We start from the raw sequence: 19,765 nt of genomic DNA on the forward strand, positions 1-19,765 counted from the left end.
CGGGCATGTAATTCGAAGAATGATCGCGATCACATGCGTCATGCGGCGGGTTATAGGAGGGGCGGGCACAGACGTCCAGATGGTGTTTCCCGGCCTGAGAGCCGGAGGTGGGGGAACACCAAGACGCATGCGGGATCAGACCTGGAACAGCGTGCCCACGAAATACGCGATCAGCGCGGCGGTGCCGCCGATTGCCAGCGTCTCAAGCCCGGATTTCCACCATGGCGCAAGCGACCAGCGCGCTTTGTATGCGCCGATGGCAAAGAAGGTGATCAGGGTTGCAATCGTGGACAGCCGGAACGCGTCGTTCATCCCGAACAGAAACGGCAGCAGCGGCACCATACCCGCCACCAGAAACGCCGCAAACGTGGCCCACGCGGCCTTGAGCGGGTGCGGATCGACCGAGGCCAGCCCGTATTCGCCTTCGAGCATGAGCTGCACCCATTGGTCGTGGTTCTGCGAGATTTGCGCAACCGCGCCGTCCAGCGCATCGCCGGACAGCCCCTTGAGGCGCAGGATTTCGCGCAGTTCCTTAAGTTCGCCTTCGGGATAGGTGCGGATGTGGCGTTCCTCGACCTCGCGCAGGCGGCGCGCATCGTCGAGTTCGGCCTTGGTGCCCGAGTAATTGCCAGCAGCCATCGAAAAGCCGTCGGCCAGCACATTGGCGATGCCAAGCGCGATGATGACCCAAGTGGACAGCCCGGCCCCGGCCACGCCCGCAACAATGGCAAAGGTGGTTACGGACCCGTCAATACCGCCATAGACTATATCGCGCAGATAGCCGCGCCCCGAGGGTGCGCCGATGCGGGCTTCGATTTCGGCTTGGCTGTGGCCGTGGTCACCGGGAAGAGTTTTCATGGGGGCACCTTGCTGTGACGGAAAGGAACCCTGCCTTGCTCTGGATCAAGTGTGGGGTCAACGCCCCTTCTGTGTGATCAACCCGCTGAGCGATGTCTTGACGATGGACCGGACCGAGGGGCGTTTGCCGGGGGCAAAGGGCAGGGGGCGGCAAACCTCTATCGCGGCCACACCGACGCGGGCGGTCAAAGCGCCGTTGACAAGACCTTCGCCAAAACGGCGCGAGAGTTTGCCAAGGATGCTGCCGCCGAGGATCGGCTCAAGCATATCGTCACCCACGGCCACAGCCCCGGTGGCCACCAGATGAGACAGCACCGCACGGGTCAGACGCCAGCTTCCCAGCGTGCCAGACCGCCCGCCATAGATTTCGGCGATGCGCCGGATCATGCGGATGTTGGACCCAAGGGCGGCCACCACATCGGCCAGGGCCAGGGGCACCAGCGCGGTGACCGTGGCGACCTGACGGGCGGCGGCTTCGACCTCGCGTTGGGCGGCTTGGTCCAGCGGGCCCAGCAATTCGTGATCGGCCAGCGCGATCAGGGCCGAGGCGTCAAACATATCCGCCGCGCGGTCCTTGAGGCGGTCGCGGCCCCATTTGGTGTCGTCACGCCCCCCATAGAGGCCCGTCAGGTCCTTGATCACGGCACGCGCTGCGGTCAGGTCTTCGCTGGCCAGCGCAGCTTCGGCGGCGTGTTGAATGCGGTCGATGCGGCCAAGCCGGGCAAAGGCCGACAGTTCCTTGATCACGATCATCAGAACAACCGCAAGGAACAAGGCAAACAGCGTGGCCACTGCATAGCCAAGGTAAAGGTTCTGGCTTACCAGATTGGTGACAAAGTTCCACGCGGCGACCGATGCCACTGTGGTGATCAGCGCGACCAGCAGCGACCAGAACCACCGCGCCAGCCGCGACACCGGGCGCGCGGCCAAAGCGGCGGCAGTGGTCATGGCCTGCCCTTGCGGGGCGGAGTCCAGCATGTCGGGCACGGGCGGTGCTGCGTCGGGGGTGGGCGCGGGGGCGTCGTCGTCCAGATCGAACAGGACCGGGCCTTTGGCGTTGGTCATTGCGGCGTCCTTTGCCAGTGATACCGGATGTCGGGCAGGCCTTCGTCGTTGCGCGCCCCATCGGTGCGTTCCACAGGCGCAAAGCCGTGACGTTCGTAAAACGCCTGTGCACGGATGTTGTGCTGAAATGTCCAGAGCGTCAGGTGGTCTTCGCGCTGCATGGCGTCGGTCAACAGCTGCGATCCGATACCCTGTCCGCGTGCATCAGGGGCGATGTAGAGCGCGTGAATGTCATCGCTGTTGCGGGCAAGGAACCCGGTGATGTTGGGGTTTGCCGATACGGTGACCCAGCCGCGATCCACCATCATCGCGGCATGGGCGATGTCTTCGGCGCGGGTGTGGATGCGGGGCATCCAAGGAGTTTCGTCGATCCACGACGACAGGATCGCCCCGACCCGGCCCACATCCAGCGGAGTGGCAGGGCGCAAGACCATCACAGGCGGTCTCCGATCAGGAAGTGTGCGGCCCGGTCCAGCCGAATATGCGGCGGGCCCATCCCGGGTTTCAGGCTGAGTTTTGCGGGGGCAAAACGCATGATCTGGTAATCCTGACCCAGCCATTTTTCCGCGCCGTCGCGGGCCGGGCCCAGCAGGTGTGTGGGGTCTTGTGGCAGTTCACCGGGATAAAAGGCGGCCTGTTTGCCACTGTCCAGCAACGTGCCGCGCACGCAGGCGAGGTCATGGCCTTTATGGGCGCGCATTTCCTCGACCGTGGCGCGCAGGCTGGCGATGGACATGGCGCTGGTCTTGGCCCCCGCAAATTGCGCGCGGTCGCGGGCATCGCGGGTCAGAGCCTCCATGATCGCTGTCAAACGGGCGTGTTGGCTGTGGTGCAGATGATCGGCCTTGGTCGCAGCAAAGAGGATCTTTTCAACCCGTTTGCCCAAGAATAGCTGGCTTAGAAGCGCGTTCTGGCCGGGGCGAAAGGCGGTCAGGATATCGGACATCGCGTGGCGCATGTCGTCTACCGCTTGCGGACCTGTATGGATCGCCCCGAGCGCATCGACCAGCACGACCTGACGGTCAATCTTGGCAAAATGATCGCGGAAGAAGGGTTTGACGACCTGTGATTTATACGCTTCGAACCGGCGTTCCATTTCCCGTGCGAGCGATTTGCGCGGGGGGGCGGCGTGAGGTAGCAGCGGGGCGAAGGTCAGAACCGGGCTGCCTGCGAGATCGCCGGGCAGCAGGAACCGGCCCGGCGTGCAGTCGGAAAATCCGGCCTTTCGCGCGGCTGTCAGGTAGGCGGTAAAGCGCGCGGCAAGGCTTTGCGCGCGCGGCTCTTCCAAGGGCGCGGTCGCATCTTCGGCGCGGGCCTGTGCCAGATAGTCTTGCGCCGTGTCCCGATTTTCAATGCGCTTAAGGGTTTCTTCAGACCATTGCGCGTAGGTTTTTTCCAGCAACCCCAGATCAAGCAACCACTCACCGGGATAATCCACAATGTCGAGATGTATGGTCCGCGGGCCCTGAAGCCCGGACAAAAGCCCGGACGGCCGCACCTTGAGCGACAGGCGCAATTCGCTGATCGTGCGGGTGCTGTCCGGCCAATGCGGATCGCGCGCGGTCAGGGCACCCAGATGGGTTTCATAGTCAAACCGTGGCAACGTGTCGTCAGGCTGTGGCTGAAGAAAGGCCGACAATATGCGGCCTTCGCTTTGTGCCAAAAGCCCTGGCATGCGCCCGCGATCCATCAGGTTTGCCACCAGTGACGTGATGAACACTGTTTTGCCCGACCGTGCCAACCCGGTCACGCCAATGCGGATTACGGGTTCAAAAAAGGCACCCGACACGGTGTCGGTGACGTTTTCAATGCCTCGGCTCAGGGTGTCGGCGATGGCGGAAATGACCAAGGACGGCCTCTTTTCATTGCGTTGACCCCAAAGATAAAGGCGGGGGGCCGGGGATACCAGTGCTGTGCAAGGGGGATTGTTCGGCGCTTTGCGTCAGGCTAAGCGGGACGCATGCCCAGATATGCCCTTAAAGTCGAATATGATGGTGCGCCGTTTGCCGGATGGCAGCGACAGGCGGATCAGCCTTCGGTTCAGGGCGCTATCGAGGCGGCCTTGGCAAGGTTGGAACCCGGTGCGCATACGATTGCCGCTGCCGGGCGCACAGATGCAGGTGTGCATGCGCGCGGGCAGGTGTGTCATTGTGATCTGGTCAAGGACTGGTCGCCGTTCCGGTTGTCCGAGGCGCTGAACCATCATTTAAAGCCGTTGCCGGTTGCGGTCGTGGATGCGGCCGAGGTGGCAGATGACTGGCACGCGCGGTTTTCGGCGGTGGAGCGGCGCTATCTGTTCCGGCTGGTGTCGCGCCGCGCGCCGCTGACGCTTGAGGCAGGGCAGGTTTGGCAGGTGAAGCACCCATTGGCGTTGGAACCGATGCGGGAGGCGGCCAAGCATCTGATCGGGTTGCATGATTTCACCACCTTTCGGTCGACGATGTGTCAGGCCGCATCCCCGGTCAAAACGTTGGACGCGCTAGAGATCTGCGAGGTTAAGACGGATTGGGGCACCGAGTTTCAGTTCCGTCTGAGCGCGCGGTCGTTCCTGCACAACCAGGTGCGCAGCTTTGTAGGCACGCTTGAACGGGTTGGGTCCGGTGCATGGGGGGCCGAGGACGTGCGGGACGCGTTGCAGGCGCGGGATAGGGCCGCATGTGGGCCGGTTTGTCCGCCGCAGGGCTTGTACCTGACGGGCGTGGGCTATCCCGACGATCCGTTTCGCGCCTGACCGGGTTTGCGCTGCGCGGGGCGCATCGCGCTGGGCAGATTTTTGGAAAAATCTGCTTGGGGCTCTGCCCCAAACCCCGGCAGTATTTGGAAAAAGAAGAAGATCGGGGATTGCTTTTTGGCAAGATTTGAAACTAAGTCGCCGCCATGACACCCGTGACCGATATCCGACGAGACATCTGATCTTGCCTGCCGCCCCGTGATTGTGGGCGATCCGTCACCTTTTGTCTGAAATCACCATCCTTTTCGTTGACTTAGCCCGCGCTGCTTGGCACGGCTTGGGCTTCTTTAAATGAGGTTTCCCATGATCCCCTCTGTTCTGCCGACCTATTCCCGCGCGCCGCTTCATTTTGTGAAGGGCGAAGGCTCTTGGCTGATCGAGGAGGACGGGCGACGTTTTCTGGATCTGGGCGCAGGCATCGCGGTGAACGCGCTGGGCCATGCGCATCCGGCATTGGTGCGGGCTTTGACCGATCAGGCGCAAAAGCTGTGGCATGTGTCGAACCTTTACGAGATCCCGCAACAGCAGGCGCTGGCTGACAAACTGGTCGCGGCGAGCTTTGCAAATACGGTTTTCTTTACCAATTCCGGGACGGAGTCCTGTGAGTTGGCGGTCAAGATGGCGCGCAAATACTGGTACGACAAAAGCCAACCCGAAAAGACCACGATTGTGGCGTTTGAGGGGTCGTTTCACGGGCGGTCCTCGGCCGGGATTGCAGCCGCCGGGTCTGAGAAAATGACCAAGGGGTTTGGTCCGTTGCTGCCAGGTTTCAAGCATGTGCCCTGGGGCGATCACGAGGCGCTGCACGCGGCGATTGACGATACGGTTGGCGCGATCCTGATAGAGCCGGTACAGGGCGAGGGCGGTATTCGGCCGCTTCCTGATCACTGTCTCAAGGGGTTGCGGGCGCTGTGTGATGACAAGGGCATCCTGTTGATCCTTGACGAAGTACAATGCGGCGTGGCGCGGACGGGGCGTTTGTTTGCCCATGAATGGGCGGGTGTGACGCCAGACATCATGATGGTGGCCAAGGGCATCGGCGGGGGCTTTCCGCTGGGTGCCGTGTTGGCCACGCAAGAGGCCGCGTCAGGGATGACGGCGGGCACCCATGGATCGACCTATGGCGGCAACCCGCTGGCCTGTGCGGTCGGCTGCGCGGTTATGGATATCGTGACTGAGCCTGCGTTCCTTGAGGCGGTGAATGCGCGGGCGGGCTACCTGCGGCAAAAGCTGGAGGGCTTGGTTGCGTCGCATCCTGACCTGTTTGAGGGGGTGCGCGGGCTTGGTCTCATGCTGGGCCTCCAGTGCAAGATTGCGCCGATCGACCTCGTTAAGGCGGGCTATGAGTGCGGTGTGATCACCGTGCCTGCGGCGGATAATGTGGTGCGCCTTTTGCCACCATTGACCATCAGTGAAGACGAGATTTCAGAAGCCGTGAACCGGCTGGATTTCGCAGCGGACGCGGTCCGTGAGGCGATGAGCTAGGGCAGGGATATGAAGCATTTTCTGGATATTCACAAAACCGACGCAGGCGATCTGCGGCAGGTGATTGATCAGGCGATTTCGATGAAGGATGCGCGTCAAGGGCGCCCCAAGGGCGCGCCGGATGACCATTTGCCCTTGGCAGGGCACATGGTGGCGCTGATTTTCGAAAAGCCGTCGACGCGGACGCGGGTCTCGTTTGACGTGGGCGTGCGCCAGATGGGCGGCGAGACGATGGTGCTTTCGGGCTCTGACATGCAGCTTGGGCATGGCGAGACCATTGCTGACACCGCGCGGGTTCTAAGCCGTTATGTTGACCTCATCATGATCCGGACGTTTGACGAAAGCGTGCTGGAAGAGATGGCAGACTATGCCACCGTGCCGGTGATCAACGGGCTGACCGACCGGACCCATCCCTGTCAGATCATGGCGGATGTTATGACCTATGAGGAACACCGCGGGCCGATCAAGGGCAAGAAGGTGGTGTGGTGTGGCGACGGCAACAATGTGTGTGCGTCCTTCCTGCACGCGGCTGCGCAGTTCGGGTTTGATTTTACCTTTACCGGGCCTGTGCAGCTTGATCCGGAAATGGAATTTGTCGGGCTGGCGCGCAATGCGGGTGTTTCGGTTGCGATTGAACGCGATCCGGCCAAGGCGGTTGAAGGGGCTGATCTCGTGGTGGCCGATACTTGGATCAGCATGCATGACGCGCAATCGGCCAAGGAGCGGCGGCACAACATGCTGCGCGCCTATCAGGTGAATGACGCGTTGATGAGCCATGCCAAGCCGGATGCTTTGTTCATGCATTGCCTCCCCGCGCATCGCGGAGAAGAGGTCACATCCGAGGTGATGGACGGGCCGCAATCGGTGATCTTTGATGAGGCCGAGAACCGGTTGCATGCCCAAAAGGCGATCATGCGGTATTGTCTGGGGGTCTGACGTTGTGTGTGTGGGCGCGCCTTGGATTGGTGCGTGACTTGGGGGCACCTTTCCCCTTAAGCATGCAGGTATGAAACATATCCCCAAAAAGACCACCGACGACGCGCTGGTTCAGGATTTTCTGAACAAGGGTGGCAGCATCAAAGTTGGCAAGACCAAGCCGATGAAACCGGCATTGGGCCTGAGCAACAATGTTTGGAACAGCACCCCGACCAAGGACGAAAAAGCGGCCCGCGATAAGAAGTGATTGCGGGCCTTTCAGTTTGAAAGCGTTGGGCGGAACGAGGAGACTGCGCCATGGATATCTATGGATTGAGCACCTGTTCAGAGTGCCGCAAGGCGCAGAAGGCTTTGGAGGCGGATGGCCGGGCCGTCAGGTTTCGGGACATCCGGTCAGAGCCTTTGAGCGAGGTGGAGCTGGCTGAGTTGATCACCGAGTTCGGGGATCGTTTGGTGGATCGCACCTCGAATGATTATCGCGGATTGAGCGATTGGCTGAAAGCATCCGAGGCAGAGGCGCAGATCGCGGCACAGCCCAAGGTGATGGCCCGTCCGGTGATCCGGGATGGCGAGACGCTCTATCTTGGATGGGGTGACGCGGTGCAGGCGGCTGTGTTGGGCCGTTAGGCTCTGTGCCGATCTCCCTTTTAGTCGGGGACGTTGTCCACGCCTGATCCGCCCCATGGTTGGCAGCGTGCAATGCGCCGTGCGGCAAGCCATCCGCCCTTGATCCCGCCATGTTTTTGCAACGCTTCCAGCGCGTAGGCGGAACAGGTGGGATGGTAGCGGCAATTGTGTCCGACCCAGGGGCTAAAGATCAGGCGATAGGCTTTGACTGGCAAAGCAAGGGTCCAGGCGAGGGGGGTCATGTCTCGGCGTGGAGTTTGCGCAGCGCATAGCGCAGGTCTTTGGCCAGGTCGGCAAAGGGTCGGTCGATGGTGATGCCGGGGCGTCCTACCAGCACATAATCCCAACCGGGCTGCGCGCCCGGAAACAGCGCCTCGGCCACAATGGCGCGCAGGCGGCGTTTGGCGCGATTGCGGGCCACCGCATTGCCGATCTTCTTGGAACAGGTGTAGCCAACCCGGATGGTCGGGTCCGCGTCACCGCGATCCCGTGCCTGCACCAGCATGCCTTCGGTGCCGCGCCGCAAGGAACGGGCAGCGCGCAGGAAATCAGCACGGTGGCGCAAAACAGTGACAGGCGGACATGACAACACCGCCGGAGGTGTTGTTCCCCTTGTGTCCAAGGAGGCCTCCGGCGGTGTCATGTCTGGTACCCTGATTGGTCGCGGGGCGCTTACGCGCTCAGCGACTTGCGGCCACGTGCGCGGCGCGCGTTCAGGATCTTGCGGCCGGCTTTGGTGGCCATGCGTGACCGGAAGCCGTGACGCCGCTTGCGTACGAGATTCGAGGGTTGAAAGGTGCGTTTCATCGCGTCCTGCTCCGTCTTGTCGGTCCGGGGGCGCGGAATCGTCCGCCGGGTGTGTTCGAAGCCCGTGCTATAGGCAGGTGGGTTTGCGATGTCAAACGCTGTGGGCCGGGTTTTTGCAGGTTTTCGGTGGTGCGTGGCGGAAACCGGTTGGGGGCGCTGCCCCCGTCGCCTGTTGGGCGACTCCTCCGGGATATTTTAAACCAGAGAAGATGCGGTCAGACTCTATAGGGCGGGGAGCGGAGATGAAACATTGCCACACGGTGGCGTGTTTGTTTGACACAGACTGCAACAATGACCGCGTGGCTATGGGGTGTTTGTTTCAATCCAGAGGCGTGGGGCGTCGATTCTCACGCAAATGGCAGTGCCGGATCAAGGCGGCGTGAGGCGGGTGTTGCTGGGGCGCGTCAGGGGGCATGTTTTAGGCAAGCAACACGCAACACATCAAGAGGTGGCCCTGCGGGGCCTGTATGACATGACAGATATGACCAACACCCAAGATCACCCCGCTTGGAAACGCTATGCCCCTATGATTGCCATTGGCGCAGTCGCGCTGGTGGGGGCGGTTACGCTCAAAGATTACTTAAGTTTTGAAGCGTTGGCAGCGAACCGCGAAGCGCTGACGGCGTTTCGGGACGCGAATTACCTGCTGACAGTCGGGGCGTTCATCCTTGCCTATGTGGCGATCGTTGGGTTTTCACTGCCCGGTGCCACGATTGCGACGCTGACTGGTGGGTTCCTGTTTGGCGTGTTTCCGGGTGCGTTGTTCAATGTGTTTGCTGCAACGGTCGGTGCGACAGTGATTTTCCTCGCGGCGCGCTATGGGTTGGGTGACAAGCTGGCGGCGAAGATGGATGCGGGCGAAGGTACGGTGCGCAAGATCAAGGACGGGATCGACGAGAATCAGTGGTCGATGCTGTTCCTGATCCGATTGGTGCCTGCGGTGCCCTTCTTTGTGGCCAATATCGTGCCTGCGCTGGTGGGTGTGCCGCTCTACCGCTTTTTCGTATCCACCTTCCTTGGGATCATTCCCGGCGGGGTTGTCTATACCTCGGTCGGAGCCGGTCTGGGCGAGGTGTTTGCCCGTGGCGAGACGCCCAACCTTGGAATTATTTTTGAGCCGCAAATCCTGTTGCCGATCCTTGGACTTTGTGTGCTGGCCGCTTTGCCCATCGTTTTGAAGGCCGTGCGCGGCAAGAAAGGCCTGTAATCATGGAAAAGATCAAAACAGACGTTCTGGTGATTGGTGCTGGGTCTGGCGGGCTTTCGGTTGCGGCAGGCGCTGCGCAAATGGGGGCCAGTGTTGTTCTGCTGGAAGCGCATAAGATGGGTGGTGATTGCCTGAATTACGGGTGTGTGCCGTCCAAGGCGATTTTGGCAAGCGGCAAGGCGGCCTACGCAATGCGCCATGCAGAGCAGTTCGGCATCGCTGATGCCGTGCCACAGGTGGATTATGCCGCAGCCAAGGACCATGTGGCGGACGTGATCGCGCAGATCGAACCCATGGACAGCGTCGAGCGGTTCGAAGGCTTTGGCGTGCGCGTCATTCAGGAACGCGGTGTGTTCGTGTCCCCCACAGAGGTGCAGGCAGGAGAGCATATCATCACCGCGCGACGCATTGTCATTGCGACCGGGTCGTCGCCCTTTGTGCCGCCGATCCCCGGTTTGGACAGTGTGCCGTATATCACCAACGAGACGCTGTGGGCGTTGCGCGAGCAGCCCGAACATTTGCTGGTGATTGGCGGCGGTCCTATCGGCATGGAAATGGCGCAGGCGCATCGTCGGCTTGGCTCTAAAGTCACCGTGATCGAAGGGGCCAAGGCGCTGGGCAAGGATGACCCGGAAATGGCAGAGATCGTGCTGGAGAGCTTGCGCGATGAAGGGATCGAGATTGCCGAGGATGCCTTGGCCAAGGAGGTGCGCGGCCAAGCCGGGGCCATCGAGGTCGAAACGGAGGACGGCCGCGTTTTCAAGGGCTCGCATATTCTGGTGGCCGTTGGGCGCAAGTCGAACATCGACACGCTTGATCTGGATAAGGCCGGGATCACGACGACCCGGACCGGGATCAAGGTGGACGATATGCTGCGCACCACCAACAAAAAGGTCTATGCGATTGGCGATGTGGCGGGTGGGCTGCAATTCACTCATGTGGCAGGGTATCATGCTGGGGTCATTATCCGGTCGATGCTGTTTGGCTTGCCATCCAAGGCCACAACGCGCCACATTCCCTGGGCGACCTACACGCAGCCCGAGCTGGCGCAGGTTGGTCTGACCGAGGCGCAGGCGAAGAAGGAGCACGGGATCAAGCTTGAGGTCGTGCGCTTTCATTTTAACCACAATGACCGCGCCATTGCGGAACGCAAGACACGAGGCCTGATCAAGGTGATGGTGGTCAAGGGGCGCCCTGTAGGCGCGTCGATTGCCGGTGAGCAGGCGGGCGAATTGATCAACCTTTGGGCGCTGGTGATCGCCAACAAGATGAAGATGGGGCAGGTTGCCGCAATGGTGGCCCCTTATCCGACGATTGGAGAGCTTAACAAACGGGCAGCGGGTGCTTACTTTTCCCCACGGTTGTTTGAAAACGACGTTGTTAAGAAAGTGGTTGGATTTGTTCAGAAATGGCTCCCGTGACATGACCGTCCAGAAGGCGATGCGCGTATGAATTCGCTGTCGGGCCGTTTCCTGATCCTGACCACCATCTTTGTGATGCTGGCGGAGGTGATGATTTTTGTCCCCTCTGTGGCGCGCTACCGCGAGGATTTTCTGCTCAACCGGCTAGAGCGGGCACAGATCGCGTCATTGGCCTTGTTGGCTGATGACATGATCGATTCCGAACTTGAGGCGGAACTGCTGCTGAATGCGGGTGTGTTCAACGTGGTCCTGCGGCGCGATGAGCTTCGGCAATTGGTACTGTCGTCGCCGATGCCGGGCGAGGTGGATGCCACTTTCGATCTGCGGGACGCCACGGCTGTGTCATTGATCCGCGACGCGATGAACCGGCTGATCAATCCCGAGACCGAAACGATCCGGGTGATCGGCAATCCGTTCCGGGACGGTGGTCTGCTGATCGAGGTGACGCTGGACACAGACGAATTGCGCATGGCGATGATCGATTATGGCCTGCGGATTCTGTTGCTGTCTGCGGTGATTTCGATTGTCACGGCGGGATTGTTGTTTCTTGCGGTGCGGGTGCTGTTGGTCAAACCCATCAAGGGTGTCGTGGGCCACATGCAAAGCTACTCCAAGGCCCCCGAGGATGCGCGACGGATCATCAAACCCTCGGCCAGCGTGACAGAGCTGCGCGAGGCGGAAGAGGCGTTGCAGTCTTTGCAGACGCAGCTGACGCAAGCGCTCAAGCAAAAGGAACGTCTGGCGCAATTGGGCGGGGCGGTGGCGCGGGTGAGCCATGACCTTCGCAACATCCTCACTTCAGCCCAATTGTTCACTGACCGGATCGAGATGAGCGAAGACCCGGCGGTCAAACGCATGGCCCCCAAGCTGGTCAATTCGATCACGCGTGCTGTGTCGCTGTGCGAAAGCACGCTGGCTTTTGGGCGCGCCGAAGAACCCGCGCCGGTGTTGTCGTTGGTGAACCTTGCGCAGATCGTGGCGGATGTGTTGGACAGTGAACGTCTTGCGATTGGCGACTACGACCTGAGCCTGAGCGAAGACGTTCCCGGCAGCCTGATGGTGCGGGCGGACCCCGAACAGATGTACCGCGTGTTGTCCAACCTTGTGCGGAACGCGAGACAAGCCATCGTCGGATCGGGGCAGGCGGGCGAGATCGCCATTCTGGCGAGAGCCGGGGATGATCTTTGGTGTATCGATGTCACAGACACCGGACCGGGCCTGCCGCCGAAAGCCAAGGAATACCTGTTCCAACCGTTCCAGGGAGGTGCGCGCAAGGGTGGGTCCGGTCTTGGACTGGCCATTGCCGACGAGCTGGTGCGCGGTCATGGCGGCACCCTGACATTGCTAAGCAGTGATGCGCATGGCACCAAGTTTCGCATCCAGCTGCCGATGGGAGAATTGACGCTGGGCAGATGAGGCCAAGACGCCGAGATTTCTGCGAATTTGCGCTTGCATCGTTCGGACACTGCGTCTATCCCACGCCTCGTGGACCGATAGCTCAGCTGGATAGAGTACTTGACTACGAATCAAGGGGTCGGGGGTTCGAATCCTCCTCGGTCCGCCACTACACCGCTTCTGATTTGAATGGGTCGCCTTGGGCGACCTTTTTCATTTGATGCTTGGGTTTCAGTGTGCTGGTCCACTTGTCAGTCGGGCGTGGTTTGATGTCTAAATCGGGTCGATATAATTCCTGCGGACCGAGGATCTGAACATGTCGAACCACCTCTATGACCGCTTGTTCAAGACGCATGAGTGTCAGGCAACCCCGTTTCTGCATCTCGCGGATGGGAAAGTGATCACGCATGATGCCTTCCTCAAGCAAGCGGCGCAGATCGCCCATGTGCTGACGGATGCGGGGCTGGTGCCGGGCGACCGGCTTGCCGTTCAGATCGAAAAATCGCCAGAGGCTTTGGCACTCTACGCTGCATGTGTGCAGGCCGGCATCGTGTTTTTGCCGCTGAACACCGGCTACACGGCTGACGAGCTACGGTACTTTGTCGATGACAGCGGGGCCGGGATGTTTATCTGCGACCCTCACCGTGAAGCGGCCTTGCGTCCAGTCATCACGGCGCTGAATGTGTCGCTTGAAACCTTGGGCGGGGATGGGACAGGCAGCCTGATGGCGCGCTGTGCGTCCATGGACACGCGTTTTGCCATAGTGCATCGGTCATCAGATGATCTGGCGGCTTTGCTCTATACCTCTGGTACAACGGGGCGTTCGAAAGGCGCGATGCTGACGCAGGCCAATCTGGTGTCAAATGCAGAAACTCTTGCGGAATATTGGCGGTTCACCCCGTCGGACGTGCTTTTGCACGCGTTGCCGATTTTTCACACCCACGGATTGTTCGTCGCCACCAACGTGATCCTTGCGTCGGGTGGGTCGATGATCTTTTTGCCGAAATTCGACCTCGATGCGATGCTGGACGGCCTGCCGCGCGCAACTGTGATGATGGGGGTGCCAACCTTCTATACCCGCCTGCTGGGTGACGCGCGCCTGACCCGCGATCTGACCCGACACATGCGGCTGTTCATCTCGGGCAGTGCGCCGCTGCTGACGGAAACACATGTGCAGTTTGAGGGCCGTACAGGCCATCGGATACTGGAACGCTACGGGATGACAGAGACGAACATGAACAGCTCGAATCCCTATGACGGGGATCGGCGTGCCGGAACCGTCGGCTTTCCCTTGCCGGGGGTCGAGATAAAGATCACCGACCCCGACACGGCTGTGACGCTTGGCCCGGAGCAGATCGGACAGATCGAGGTGCGCGGCCCTAATGTTTTCAAGGGCTATTGGCAGATGCCCGAGAAAACCGCCGCAGAATTGCGCGAGGACGGGTTTTTCATCACCGGTGATTTGGGCAAGATCGACGCGAACGGCTATGTTCACATTGTGGGCCGCGAGAAAGACCTGATCATTTCCGGTGGCTACAACATTTACCCCAAGGAAATCGAAGGTGTTCTTGATGACCAGCCCGGAGTGATCGAAAGCGCAGTCATCGGGGTGCCGCATCCTGATTTCGGCGAAACGGTGCTGGGCGTGATCGTGGCCGATCCTGCAGCCCCCCCTGATCTGGAGGCAATCGGCCATGCGGTTGGCGATACGCTGGCCCGGTTCAAACATCCGCGCCGGTTGATCGTGGTTGACAGCTTGCCGCGCAACACGATGGGCAAGGTGCAGAAAAACATCCTGCGCGACATGTATCGTGCGACCTTTACCTCAGGCTGACGGCGCAAAGCGCGCTGGCGCATAGGGGGTCAGGTCCATGTTGGGTTGACGCCCTGAAATCAGTTGCGCGATGATACGGCCCGTTTTTGGCCCACCCGTCAGGCCGACATGATCATGTCCAAAGGCGGCATAGGCGCCGGATATGCCGGGCACTTCGCCGATCACGGGGATCGAGTCCGCCATTGACGGGCGGTGCCCCATCCATTCAACGGACTTTTTCCAGGTGATGCCGGGGATCGCGGTGCGGATGTTGCGCTCCAGCAGTTTGAACGGCGCGCGCGACGGGGGTGCTGTCAGCCCGCCGAATTCCACAACCCCGGCCAGCCGTAGCCGCCCCTCCATTGGCGTGGCGACGAATTTGCCCGAGGCCACCATGACCGGGGATCGTGGCATGACCGACGGATCCCACAGTTCAAGATGGTAGCCGCGTTCGGTTTCCAGCGGTGCTTTCAGGCCGAGTTTCGTGGCAAGCGGCCCGGACCATGCGCCGGTTGCCACCACAACCGTGTCGCAGGGAATCAGATCTCCGCCTGCGCGGATACCAGTGACCCTGCCGCCCTCTTTGGCGATGTCATCGACAGCGGCTTTGACAAAGCGCACGCCTTGATTTTGCGCATGGGCAGCGAGTGCCTTGACGTATGCGCCGGGATCCGAAATCCGACCGTGGTCGTGAAGCCGGGCGGCAAAGCCGTTCTGCGGCCCGTATGCCGGTTCGTAGTCCCGAAGTGCTTGCCCTTCGAGCAAGTCCCATTCAAAGCCATGGTCTTTGCGCACGCTCCAGCCCAAGGCATCTGCATCGTAGCTGGCCCGGTTCTTGTATAGGTAGAGATAATCCGACGGCACCAGCCAGCGTTCAGCCCCGGTTCCGGCGGCAAGCGCCTGATGATCGGCCAAGCTGTCGCCGATGATATTGGCGAGGGCCGCCGCGCGGTGACGCATGTCCTTGTCGTTTGCTGTGCCAAGATAGCGCATCAACCATGGCATCAGGCGCGGCAGATATCCCCATTTCAGAAACAGCGGTTGATTGGGGTCCAACAGCATCTTGGGGGCTTTCCAAATCAGCCCCGGCACGGTGACCGGAATGATGGCACAGCTGGCAAGGACCCCGCCATTCCCATGGCTTGCCCCGGCTGCCGGTCCTTCGCGGTCGATCAGGGTGACGGAGTGACCGTCGCGCTGTAGCCAGATCGCGGTCGAGACCCCGACGATCCCGGCACCAATGATTGCGACTGTTTTGCCTGATGTCATGCGATCTTTGCCCCGTGATTTGGCGCGCGCTTCCAACGGCTGAAGGGCGATTGAAAGTGGCTTTGGGAGCATATCATTTGCAAAGGACTGTATTTGCAAGTCGCATGACTACTTGCCGGTACTTCGACAAGTTTGCCAGTTCCGTCACTGTCCGGTTTTCGGGGCATAGCCGAGCACGGCGCAACATGGTGGCGCGCGGTACGCCGCCTTATGGTCCCTTACGCTGCGAACGGATTGTCGATCACGCCCACCAACTGGAGGATCAGCTCTCCGCTATCGATGGCTGATGCTGCTGCCGCATCACGGTTGATTTCGATAAGCGCGGTCTGGATCGAACTGGCATTGCCGCGCTCGTAAATCTGCATCGCTTCGGATGCATCGGCGACGTTGGACAATCCGTTTATGATGGCAAAATATTTCCCGATATCCGTCTTGTCGGCCAGATAGGCCTGATCTGCCAATTGCAGGTCGATAAACGCTTGGGTCGCCGTTTCGTCCGGGTCAGCTTTGGCCCCGCGCAGAACTTCCCGAATGAACTGGTCTTCTCTGATATTTCCGTTGTCCAGTTGACCGATCCAGAAATCCAACCCGTCTTGATCAGGCAAGCGGCCCAAGACATTGGCGTAGACCTGAGTGGCAAAGTCGGTGTTCGACGCACCTTCGGGATAAGTTGCGCGCGTTTCCACCTGATCGAGGAACTCTTCGGCTATATCCTCTATGGTCACACCGTTGGCAAAGCTTGAGCCCCAGAAGTAGAGGCCAAGGGCATCAGGCGCCCGATTGAAATAGGCGATATAAAGCTCGATGAAGTCTGAAATCTGGGTTTCGGTCAAGTTTGTGATGCCTTGGATGATCGACAGATCCAAAAGGCCGTCTTCAAAGATCGTGGCACCCTGCGTGAACTTGAGGATTTCGATGTTCGTGAGTGTATCGGTGCCTTCGCCACCTGCCGCACGGTCCGTGGTGATGACAGTCCCGTCATGTGTCAGTTGCAGCGTGTACCGCCCCATTGGGCCGTCAAAGCTTGCTGTGTCGGTGCCTGCACCGCCATCCAGAGTATCATTGCCAACCCCGCCGATGAGCACGTCATCATCAGCGCCTCCAGACAAGTTGTCGTCTCCGTCAGCGCCGAAAAGCCAGTCGTCATCCGTGCCGCCGCTCAGCGTATCGTTGCCAGCAAGGCCAAATAGGATGTCTTCGCCAAGGCCTCCGGAGAAGGTGTCGTCATTGGGTGTCAGCAAGAACCAATCGCCGTGGCTGGACCCGGTTGTCACACCTTCTGGGCTGATCGAGAAACTTGGGTCGGAATTGCGCGAGCCTACGATCACGTCATCGAAGACGCCGACAAAACTGGAAATAGCGTTGTCCAAGGTGCTGAGCATGACCTGCGCTTGCGTCGCCGCCTGTTCGGCAATCAAGACTGCATTTTGGTCCGTGCCTTGCGTCAGTTGGGTTCCCAAGCTTTGCAAAAGTTCAAATGTGTTTGTTGCAGCGTTTGCGATCGCGGCCAGCGCGGCTTGGAAATCTGCCACATTGGCCCCATTCAGGGCGGCGCTGCTGATCAAATCCTGACGTGTTGCCACAAAGGTCATAATCGCACGCGCGGCACCTGCGCCCAGCTGGTCGTAAAGCTCCTGCAAGGACGACCCCGAGAGGGAGTTGCCGATGCCATCCGATGCGCTCCAGCCGCCTGTTGCGTCGTCGATCAGAAATTCGGTCGACAGAAATTCGCGGTTGGCCTCTGACCAAAGCAGACCGGAAAGCTGTGCCTGGTAGGTTGCAAGAAGCGACGCGATTGCATCGGCATTTTCTTCAGAATTTCCACCGCCGCCGTTGCCTCCTGCGCTGCCGCCGCCTGTTCCGCCGTCACCGCCGCCCGTGTCGCCACCCCCTGTGCCGCTGTCGCCGCCGCCGGTATCATCGCCTGCGATGACCGTGCGCAGCGTTTCGTTGGGATCGCCGCCCGATACGGTGGCAAGCACGGCATCCAGAGGGGCAAAGGCGGTTGCGTAGTCCTGAGCGACCAAGGCGTTCAAAATGGCAATCGCCTGCGGATCGACAAAGAGGGATGCCAGCGGAAGGATGGCCGTGATGCTGGCGGGGGGAATTGCCTGAAGCGCCTGCTTGGCGTTGTTCATCACGGTTGTGAATTGGCTGACGGTCAGGCTAAGAACATCATTCACCGGGGGCTGCGGAGGTTGTCCAGTGGCGCTAAGTAGCGATTGAAGCCCGTTGAACGCTTCGTTGAACGTGTTCTCGAATTCCACCAACGGATTCATACCAAAAGGTCCTGTTAATCAGTAAAAAAATCAATTCTGCCTGACAGGATCGCAAGATTCAGTCACACAGCCGCAAATCATACGCTGATACACAACCACATTTCATGCACACCATCCAGCGTTTCCGCAGCCTGCTGCAAAAGGTGTGTTTCACCATTGGTGTGACAGGCGCTTTGGTTTCGCTTGGTAGGATCAGAAAAAGGTCGAGACCGACATTTCGAAATAACTGTCATTGTCCGCCGACGCGAGCGGGTCTGTGTCGCTGTCGGACAGGATATGATTTGCCGTCAGGCCGACACGAAAACGGTCCCCCAATCGGCGCGATATGGACATCGTGTAAATCTTGGAGGCTTCGTTCAGATCAACGAACAGCCCGAAATCCATCTTGGTGTCGCTGGTGTCGTTATGTGCGTAGTTCACACCAAGAAACAGATCGTCGTCATAGATCGTCACAGGCTGCCGATCACTGCGGTCGTCATAATGGTATTCAACAGCGGCAACCAAAGTGCCATCGCCCCCAAAGGCGTTGTAGAACGTCTGGTCGCCGCCAATAATCGCCGCGTTAAAGCTTTCGCCGGACGCTTCGCGCACGAAGCCTTCGAAGCGCAATTGCGTATCACCTTGGGCATAGACCGCCGTGAGCCCGTATTGGCGGATTTCCTGATAGTAGGGCGTAAGCGCGGTGAGTGATCCGATCCCCGCCGCAATCGCGCTCTCAATTGGTGTGGAGCCGGCTTCGTAGGCGTTCTGGACGGTAAGGTTGGCCTGATCGCATAAAGCTCCGCTGACAGTCGCATCAGCTTGCACGCAGCCGCCCAAAAGCACCGCTTCGCGGTTTGTGCCATCATAGACCGACGCACCAATGTCGAGGGATCCATCGCCAAGCGTATAGCTTTTGGTAAAGCGCAGCGCGACATCAAGGCTATCATCGTCTTCGTAGCGGGTCAGACGATCATCGGTGAAAATCGGTCCGCGCTGGCGGGTGGCCCGCCCACCAAAATTATCACGGACCTCTCCGCCCAAGGCATACAGGCTGAACGTGCCGATATCCGTAAAGACATTCGCATTGACCATCGGTGTGCCGATCCGGTCCGAGCGACCCAACTGGTTTGTCTGGTTGCGCGCATTCAAAACGTTGACTGTGGTGCGCCCGCTGCTGACGCCCCAGTCTTCGATGTTGTAGCCCAGTACGATGTCCCAATTGCCAAAGTTGTTGGTGTAATACGCTTTTTGCAGATTAGAAAAGCTGCGGTCGTTGCGTTCGTCCTGCAAGTGCGAAAATTGCAATACAGCCTCGCCTGATCCAACGGCCAGAGTGCCGTCGATACGCAAGCCCGCGAAGGGATCGACGCTGCTGCCTTTTTGGCCAGCAAAGGCCCCGTCTTGTGTGTAGTGGCGTAAGCCGAGGTCAACTTGTCCCGAGATGCTGAATTCTGCGTCCTGCGCCCATGCCGGTGTCGCGCATATCAGGAAAAGCAATCCGGTCGTTATGGGGCGTGTAAACATCAGGCAAATCCCTATCGTGTAATGCCCAAACGATACTCCCGACGCCAAGAGGTTCCAAGCACAGGATGCTAAAGCTTTGCGCATCATCAGCCTCTTTGGGAAATTGACACCTTTTTTGCAACAAATCAGTGGAATCGCGCTGTACGACTTGCTTTGGTTCTCGACAAAGATGACGTGAAATCAATCGCCAAGGCGCTATCAGGCTTTACACGAAAGCCGTCGCGGATATTGTCCGCGTAGATATGTGACCTTTTGTTGAAGGCCCGTTTTTTTGGGCGAATTATTTGTTGTGATCGTTTTTGCGCCAGCACGTGGAGCGCGCGTTCAGTGTTGTTACGCCGGATTTTTGATTGGGGAATTACTATG

The 19,765-nt window shown here is 59.7% G+C and carries 19 protein-coding genes and 1 tRNA gene; 10 read left to right on the forward strand and 10 right to left on the reverse strand.

Annotated features, from left to right (window positions below; all coding sequences use genetic code 11):
• Window positions 1–135: 135 nt before the first annotated feature.
• Genes ACSHXH_RS00970 through ACSHXH_RS00985 form a run of 4 tightly spaced genes read right to left on the reverse strand, consistent with a single transcriptional unit; the run spans window position 136 to window position 3,772 of the window.
• A complete protein-coding gene (locus ACSHXH_RS00970) occupies window positions 136–858 on the reverse strand; it encodes a VIT1/CCC1 transporter family protein (protein ID WP_435669879.1) in 723 nt (240 codons plus the stop codon).
• A 57-nt stretch (window positions 859–915) separates the two neighbouring features.
• Window positions 916–1,923 (reverse strand): YcjF family protein, encoded by a 1,008-nt coding sequence (locus ACSHXH_RS00975; RefSeq protein ID WP_435669880.1) that lies wholly within the window; start codon window positions 1,921–1,923, stop codon window positions 916–918.
• Window positions 1,920–2,357 (reverse strand): GNAT family N-acetyltransferase, encoded by a 438-nt coding sequence (locus ACSHXH_RS00980; RefSeq protein WP_435669881.1) that lies wholly within the window; start codon window positions 2,355–2,357, stop codon window positions 1,920–1,922. The genes ACSHXH_RS00975 and ACSHXH_RS00980 overlap by 4 nt, the downstream gene beginning before the upstream one ends.
• Complete coding sequence (locus tag ACSHXH_RS00985) at window positions 2,357–3,772, reverse strand: YcjX family protein (protein WP_435669882.1); 1,416 nt, start codon at window positions 3,770–3,772, stop codon at window positions 2,357–2,359. The genes ACSHXH_RS00980 and ACSHXH_RS00985 overlap by 1 nt, the downstream gene beginning before the upstream one ends.
• A gap of 111 nt (window positions 3,773–3,883) precedes the next feature.
• On the opposite strand from ACSHXH_RS00985, the gene truA reads away from it, so the two are divergent.
• The 5 genes from truA to ACSHXH_RS01010 all read left to right on the forward strand — a co-directional run bounded on the left by truA (window position 3,884) and on the right by ACSHXH_RS01010 (window position 7,702).
• Window positions 3,884–4,654, forward strand: coding sequence for a tRNA pseudouridine(38-40) synthase TruA (gene truA, locus ACSHXH_RS00990; RefSeq protein ID WP_435669883.1), 771 nt, complete (start codon window positions 3,884–3,886; stop codon window positions 4,652–4,654).
• Window positions 4,655–4,957: 303 nt separating this feature from the next.
• On the forward strand, window positions 4,958–6,139 hold the full coding sequence (locus ACSHXH_RS00995; protein WP_435669884.1) for an aspartate aminotransferase family protein: 1,182 nt from the start codon (window positions 4,958–4,960) through the stop codon (window positions 6,137–6,139).
• 9 nt (window positions 6,140–6,148) lie between these two features.
• The gene (gene argF / locus ACSHXH_RS01000) at window positions 6,149–7,075 is read left to right on the forward strand and encodes an ornithine carbamoyltransferase (RefSeq protein ID WP_435669885.1); all 927 of its coding nucleotides are present in this window, start codon (window positions 6,149–6,151) and stop codon (window positions 7,073–7,075) included.
• Window positions 7,076–7,145: 70 nt separating this feature from the next.
• Window positions 7,146–7,322 carry a hypothetical protein gene (locus tag ACSHXH_RS01005; RefSeq protein ID WP_435669886.1) on the forward strand — a complete coding sequence of 59 codons (177 nt, stop codon included), beginning with the start codon at window positions 7,146–7,148 and terminating at the stop codon, window positions 7,320–7,322.
• Window positions 7,323–7,372: 50 nt separating this feature from the next.
• Window positions 7,373–7,702: an arsenate reductase family protein gene (locus ACSHXH_RS01010; RefSeq protein WP_435669887.1), complete on the forward strand. Its 330-nt coding sequence runs from the start codon at window positions 7,373–7,375 to the stop codon at window positions 7,700–7,702.
• Between the two features lie 20 nt (window positions 7,703–7,722).
• Here ACSHXH_RS01010 and yidD read toward each other — a convergent pair whose 3' ends face one another.
• Genes yidD through rpmH form a run of 3 tightly spaced genes read right to left on the reverse strand, consistent with a single transcriptional unit; the run spans window position 7,723 to window position 8,509 of the window.
• Window positions 7,723–7,944, reverse strand: a complete 222-nt coding sequence (gene yidD / locus ACSHXH_RS01015; protein WP_435669888.1) for a membrane protein insertion efficiency factor YidD — start codon at window positions 7,942–7,944, stop codon at window positions 7,723–7,725.
• Entirely contained in the window at window positions 7,941–8,345 is a 405-nt protein-coding gene (rnpA, locus tag ACSHXH_RS01020; RefSeq protein WP_435669889.1) for a ribonuclease P protein component, read from the reverse strand. The genes yidD and rnpA overlap by 4 nt, the downstream gene beginning before the upstream one ends.
• 29 nt (window positions 8,346–8,374) lie before the next feature.
• Window positions 8,375–8,509: a 50S ribosomal protein L34 gene (rpmH, locus tag ACSHXH_RS01025; RefSeq protein ID WP_072775959.1), complete on the reverse strand. Its 135-nt coding sequence runs from the start codon at window positions 8,507–8,509 to the stop codon at window positions 8,375–8,377.
• A 472-nt stretch (window positions 8,510–8,981) separates the two neighbouring features.
• Here rpmH and ACSHXH_RS01030 point away from each other — a divergent pair, with 472 nt between their 5' ends.
• From ACSHXH_RS01030 to ACSHXH_RS01050, 5 genes are all read left to right on the forward strand, one after another.
• Window positions 8,982–9,716 carry a TVP38/TMEM64 family protein gene (locus tag ACSHXH_RS01030; RefSeq protein ID WP_435669890.1) on the forward strand — a complete coding sequence of 245 codons (735 nt, stop codon included), beginning with the start codon at window positions 8,982–8,984 and terminating at the stop codon, window positions 9,714–9,716.
• Window positions 9,717–9,718: 2 nt separating this feature from the next.
• Window positions 9,719–11,137, forward strand: a complete 1,419-nt coding sequence (locus ACSHXH_RS01035; RefSeq protein WP_435669891.1) for a dihydrolipoyl dehydrogenase family protein — start codon at window positions 9,719–9,721, stop codon at window positions 11,135–11,137.
• A gap of 27 nt (window positions 11,138–11,164) precedes the next feature.
• Entirely contained in the window at window positions 11,165–12,553 is a 1,389-nt protein-coding gene (locus tag ACSHXH_RS01040) for a sensor histidine kinase (protein WP_435669892.1), read from the forward strand.
• Window positions 12,554–12,624: 71 nt separating this feature from the next.
• Window positions 12,625–12,701: transfer RNA gene (locus ACSHXH_RS01045), tRNA-Arg, on the forward strand.
• 147 nt (window positions 12,702–12,848) lie between these two features.
• Window positions 12,849–14,366 (forward strand): malonate--CoA ligase, encoded by a 1,518-nt coding sequence (locus tag ACSHXH_RS01050; protein WP_435669893.1) that lies wholly within the window; start codon window positions 12,849–12,851, stop codon window positions 14,364–14,366.
• On the opposite strand, the gene ACSHXH_RS01055 is transcribed toward ACSHXH_RS01050, so the two are convergent.
• From ACSHXH_RS01055 to ACSHXH_RS01065, 3 genes are all read right to left on the reverse strand, one after another.
• Window positions 14,358–15,614 carry an NAD(P)/FAD-dependent oxidoreductase gene (locus ACSHXH_RS01055; protein WP_435669894.1) on the reverse strand — a complete coding sequence of 419 codons (1,257 nt, stop codon included), beginning with the start codon at window positions 15,612–15,614 and terminating at the stop codon, window positions 14,358–14,360. The two genes, ACSHXH_RS01050 and ACSHXH_RS01055, sit on opposite strands and share 9 nt — an antisense overlap.
• A 218-nt stretch (window positions 15,615–15,832) precedes the next feature.
• Window positions 15,833–17,893: a DUF4214 domain-containing protein gene (locus ACSHXH_RS01060; RefSeq protein WP_435669895.1), complete on the reverse strand. Its 2,061-nt coding sequence runs from the start codon at window positions 17,891–17,893 to the stop codon at window positions 15,833–15,835.
• A gap of 192 nt (window positions 17,894–18,085) precedes the next feature.
• Window positions 18,086–19,399, reverse strand: a complete 1,314-nt coding sequence (locus ACSHXH_RS01065) for a hypothetical protein (protein WP_435669896.1) — start codon at window positions 19,397–19,399, stop codon at window positions 18,086–18,088.
• Window positions 19,400–19,765: the final 366 nt, after the last annotated feature.

The organism is Marivita sp. (assembly GCF_051251565.1).
Lineage (GTDB): Bacteria > Pseudomonadota > Alphaproteobacteria > Rhodobacterales > Rhodobacteraceae > Marivita.

What these genes read in the sequence shown, in the direction of transcription:
- rnpA (WP_435669889.1), bottom strand. Translation starts at nt 8,345, where the DNA reads ATGACACCGCCGGAGGCCTCCTTGGACACAAGGGGAACAACACCTCCG.
- ACSHXH_RS00995 (WP_435669884.1), top strand. Translation starts at nt 4,958, where the DNA reads ATGATCCCCTCTGTTCTGCCGACCTATTCCCGCGCGCCGCTTCATTTT.
- rpmH (WP_072775959.1), bottom strand. Translation starts at nt 8,509, where the DNA reads ATGAAACGCACCTTTCAACCCTCGAATCTCGTACGCAAGCGGCGTCAC.
- argF (WP_435669885.1), top strand. Translation starts at nt 6,149, where the DNA reads ATGAAGCATTTTCTGGATATTCACAAAACCGACGCAGGCGATCTGCGG.
- ACSHXH_RS00970 (WP_435669879.1), bottom strand. Translation starts at nt 858, where the DNA reads ATGAAAACTCTTCCCGGTGACCACGGCCACAGCCAAGCCGAAATCGAA.
- ACSHXH_RS01030 (WP_435669890.1), top strand. Translation starts at nt 8,982, where the DNA reads ATGACAGATATGACCAACACCCAAGATCACCCCGCTTGGAAACGCTAT.
- ACSHXH_RS01010 (WP_435669887.1), top strand. Translation starts at nt 7,373, where the DNA reads ATGGATATCTATGGATTGAGCACCTGTTCAGAGTGCCGCAAGGCGCAG.
- ACSHXH_RS00975 (WP_435669880.1), bottom strand. Translation starts at nt 1,923, where the DNA reads ATGACCAACGCCAAAGGCCCGGTCCTGTTCGATCTGGACGACGACGCC.
- truA (WP_435669883.1), top strand. Translation starts at nt 3,884, where the DNA reads ATGCCCAGATATGCCCTTAAAGTCGAATATGATGGTGCGCCGTTTGCC.
- ACSHXH_RS01060 (WP_435669895.1), bottom strand. Translation starts at nt 17,893, where the DNA reads ATGAATCCGTTGGTGGAATTCGAGAACACGTTCAACGAAGCGTTCAAC.
- ACSHXH_RS01050 (WP_435669893.1), top strand. Translation starts at nt 12,849, where the DNA reads ATGTCGAACCACCTCTATGACCGCTTGTTCAAGACGCATGAGTGTCAG.
- ACSHXH_RS00980 (WP_435669881.1), bottom strand. Translation starts at nt 2,357, where the DNA reads ATGGTCTTGCGCCCTGCCACTCCGCTGGATGTGGGCCGGGTCGGGGCG.
- ACSHXH_RS01035 (WP_435669891.1), top strand. Translation starts at nt 9,719, where the DNA reads ATGGAAAAGATCAAAACAGACGTTCTGGTGATTGGTGCTGGGTCTGGC.
- ACSHXH_RS01055 (WP_435669894.1), bottom strand. Translation starts at nt 15,614, where the DNA reads ATGACATCAGGCAAAACAGTCGCAATCATTGGTGCCGGGATCGTCGGG.
- ACSHXH_RS01065 (WP_435669896.1), bottom strand. Translation starts at nt 19,399, where the DNA reads ATGTTTACACGCCCCATAACGACCGGATTGCTTTTCCTGATATGCGCG.
- yidD (WP_435669888.1), bottom strand. Translation starts at nt 7,944, where the DNA reads ATGACCCCCCTCGCCTGGACCCTTGCTTTGCCAGTCAAAGCCTATCGC.
- ACSHXH_RS01040 (WP_435669892.1), top strand. Translation starts at nt 11,165, where the DNA reads ATGAATTCGCTGTCGGGCCGTTTCCTGATCCTGACCACCATCTTTGTG.
- ACSHXH_RS01005 (WP_435669886.1), top strand. Translation starts at nt 7,146, where the DNA reads ATGAAACATATCCCCAAAAAGACCACCGACGACGCGCTGGTTCAGGAT.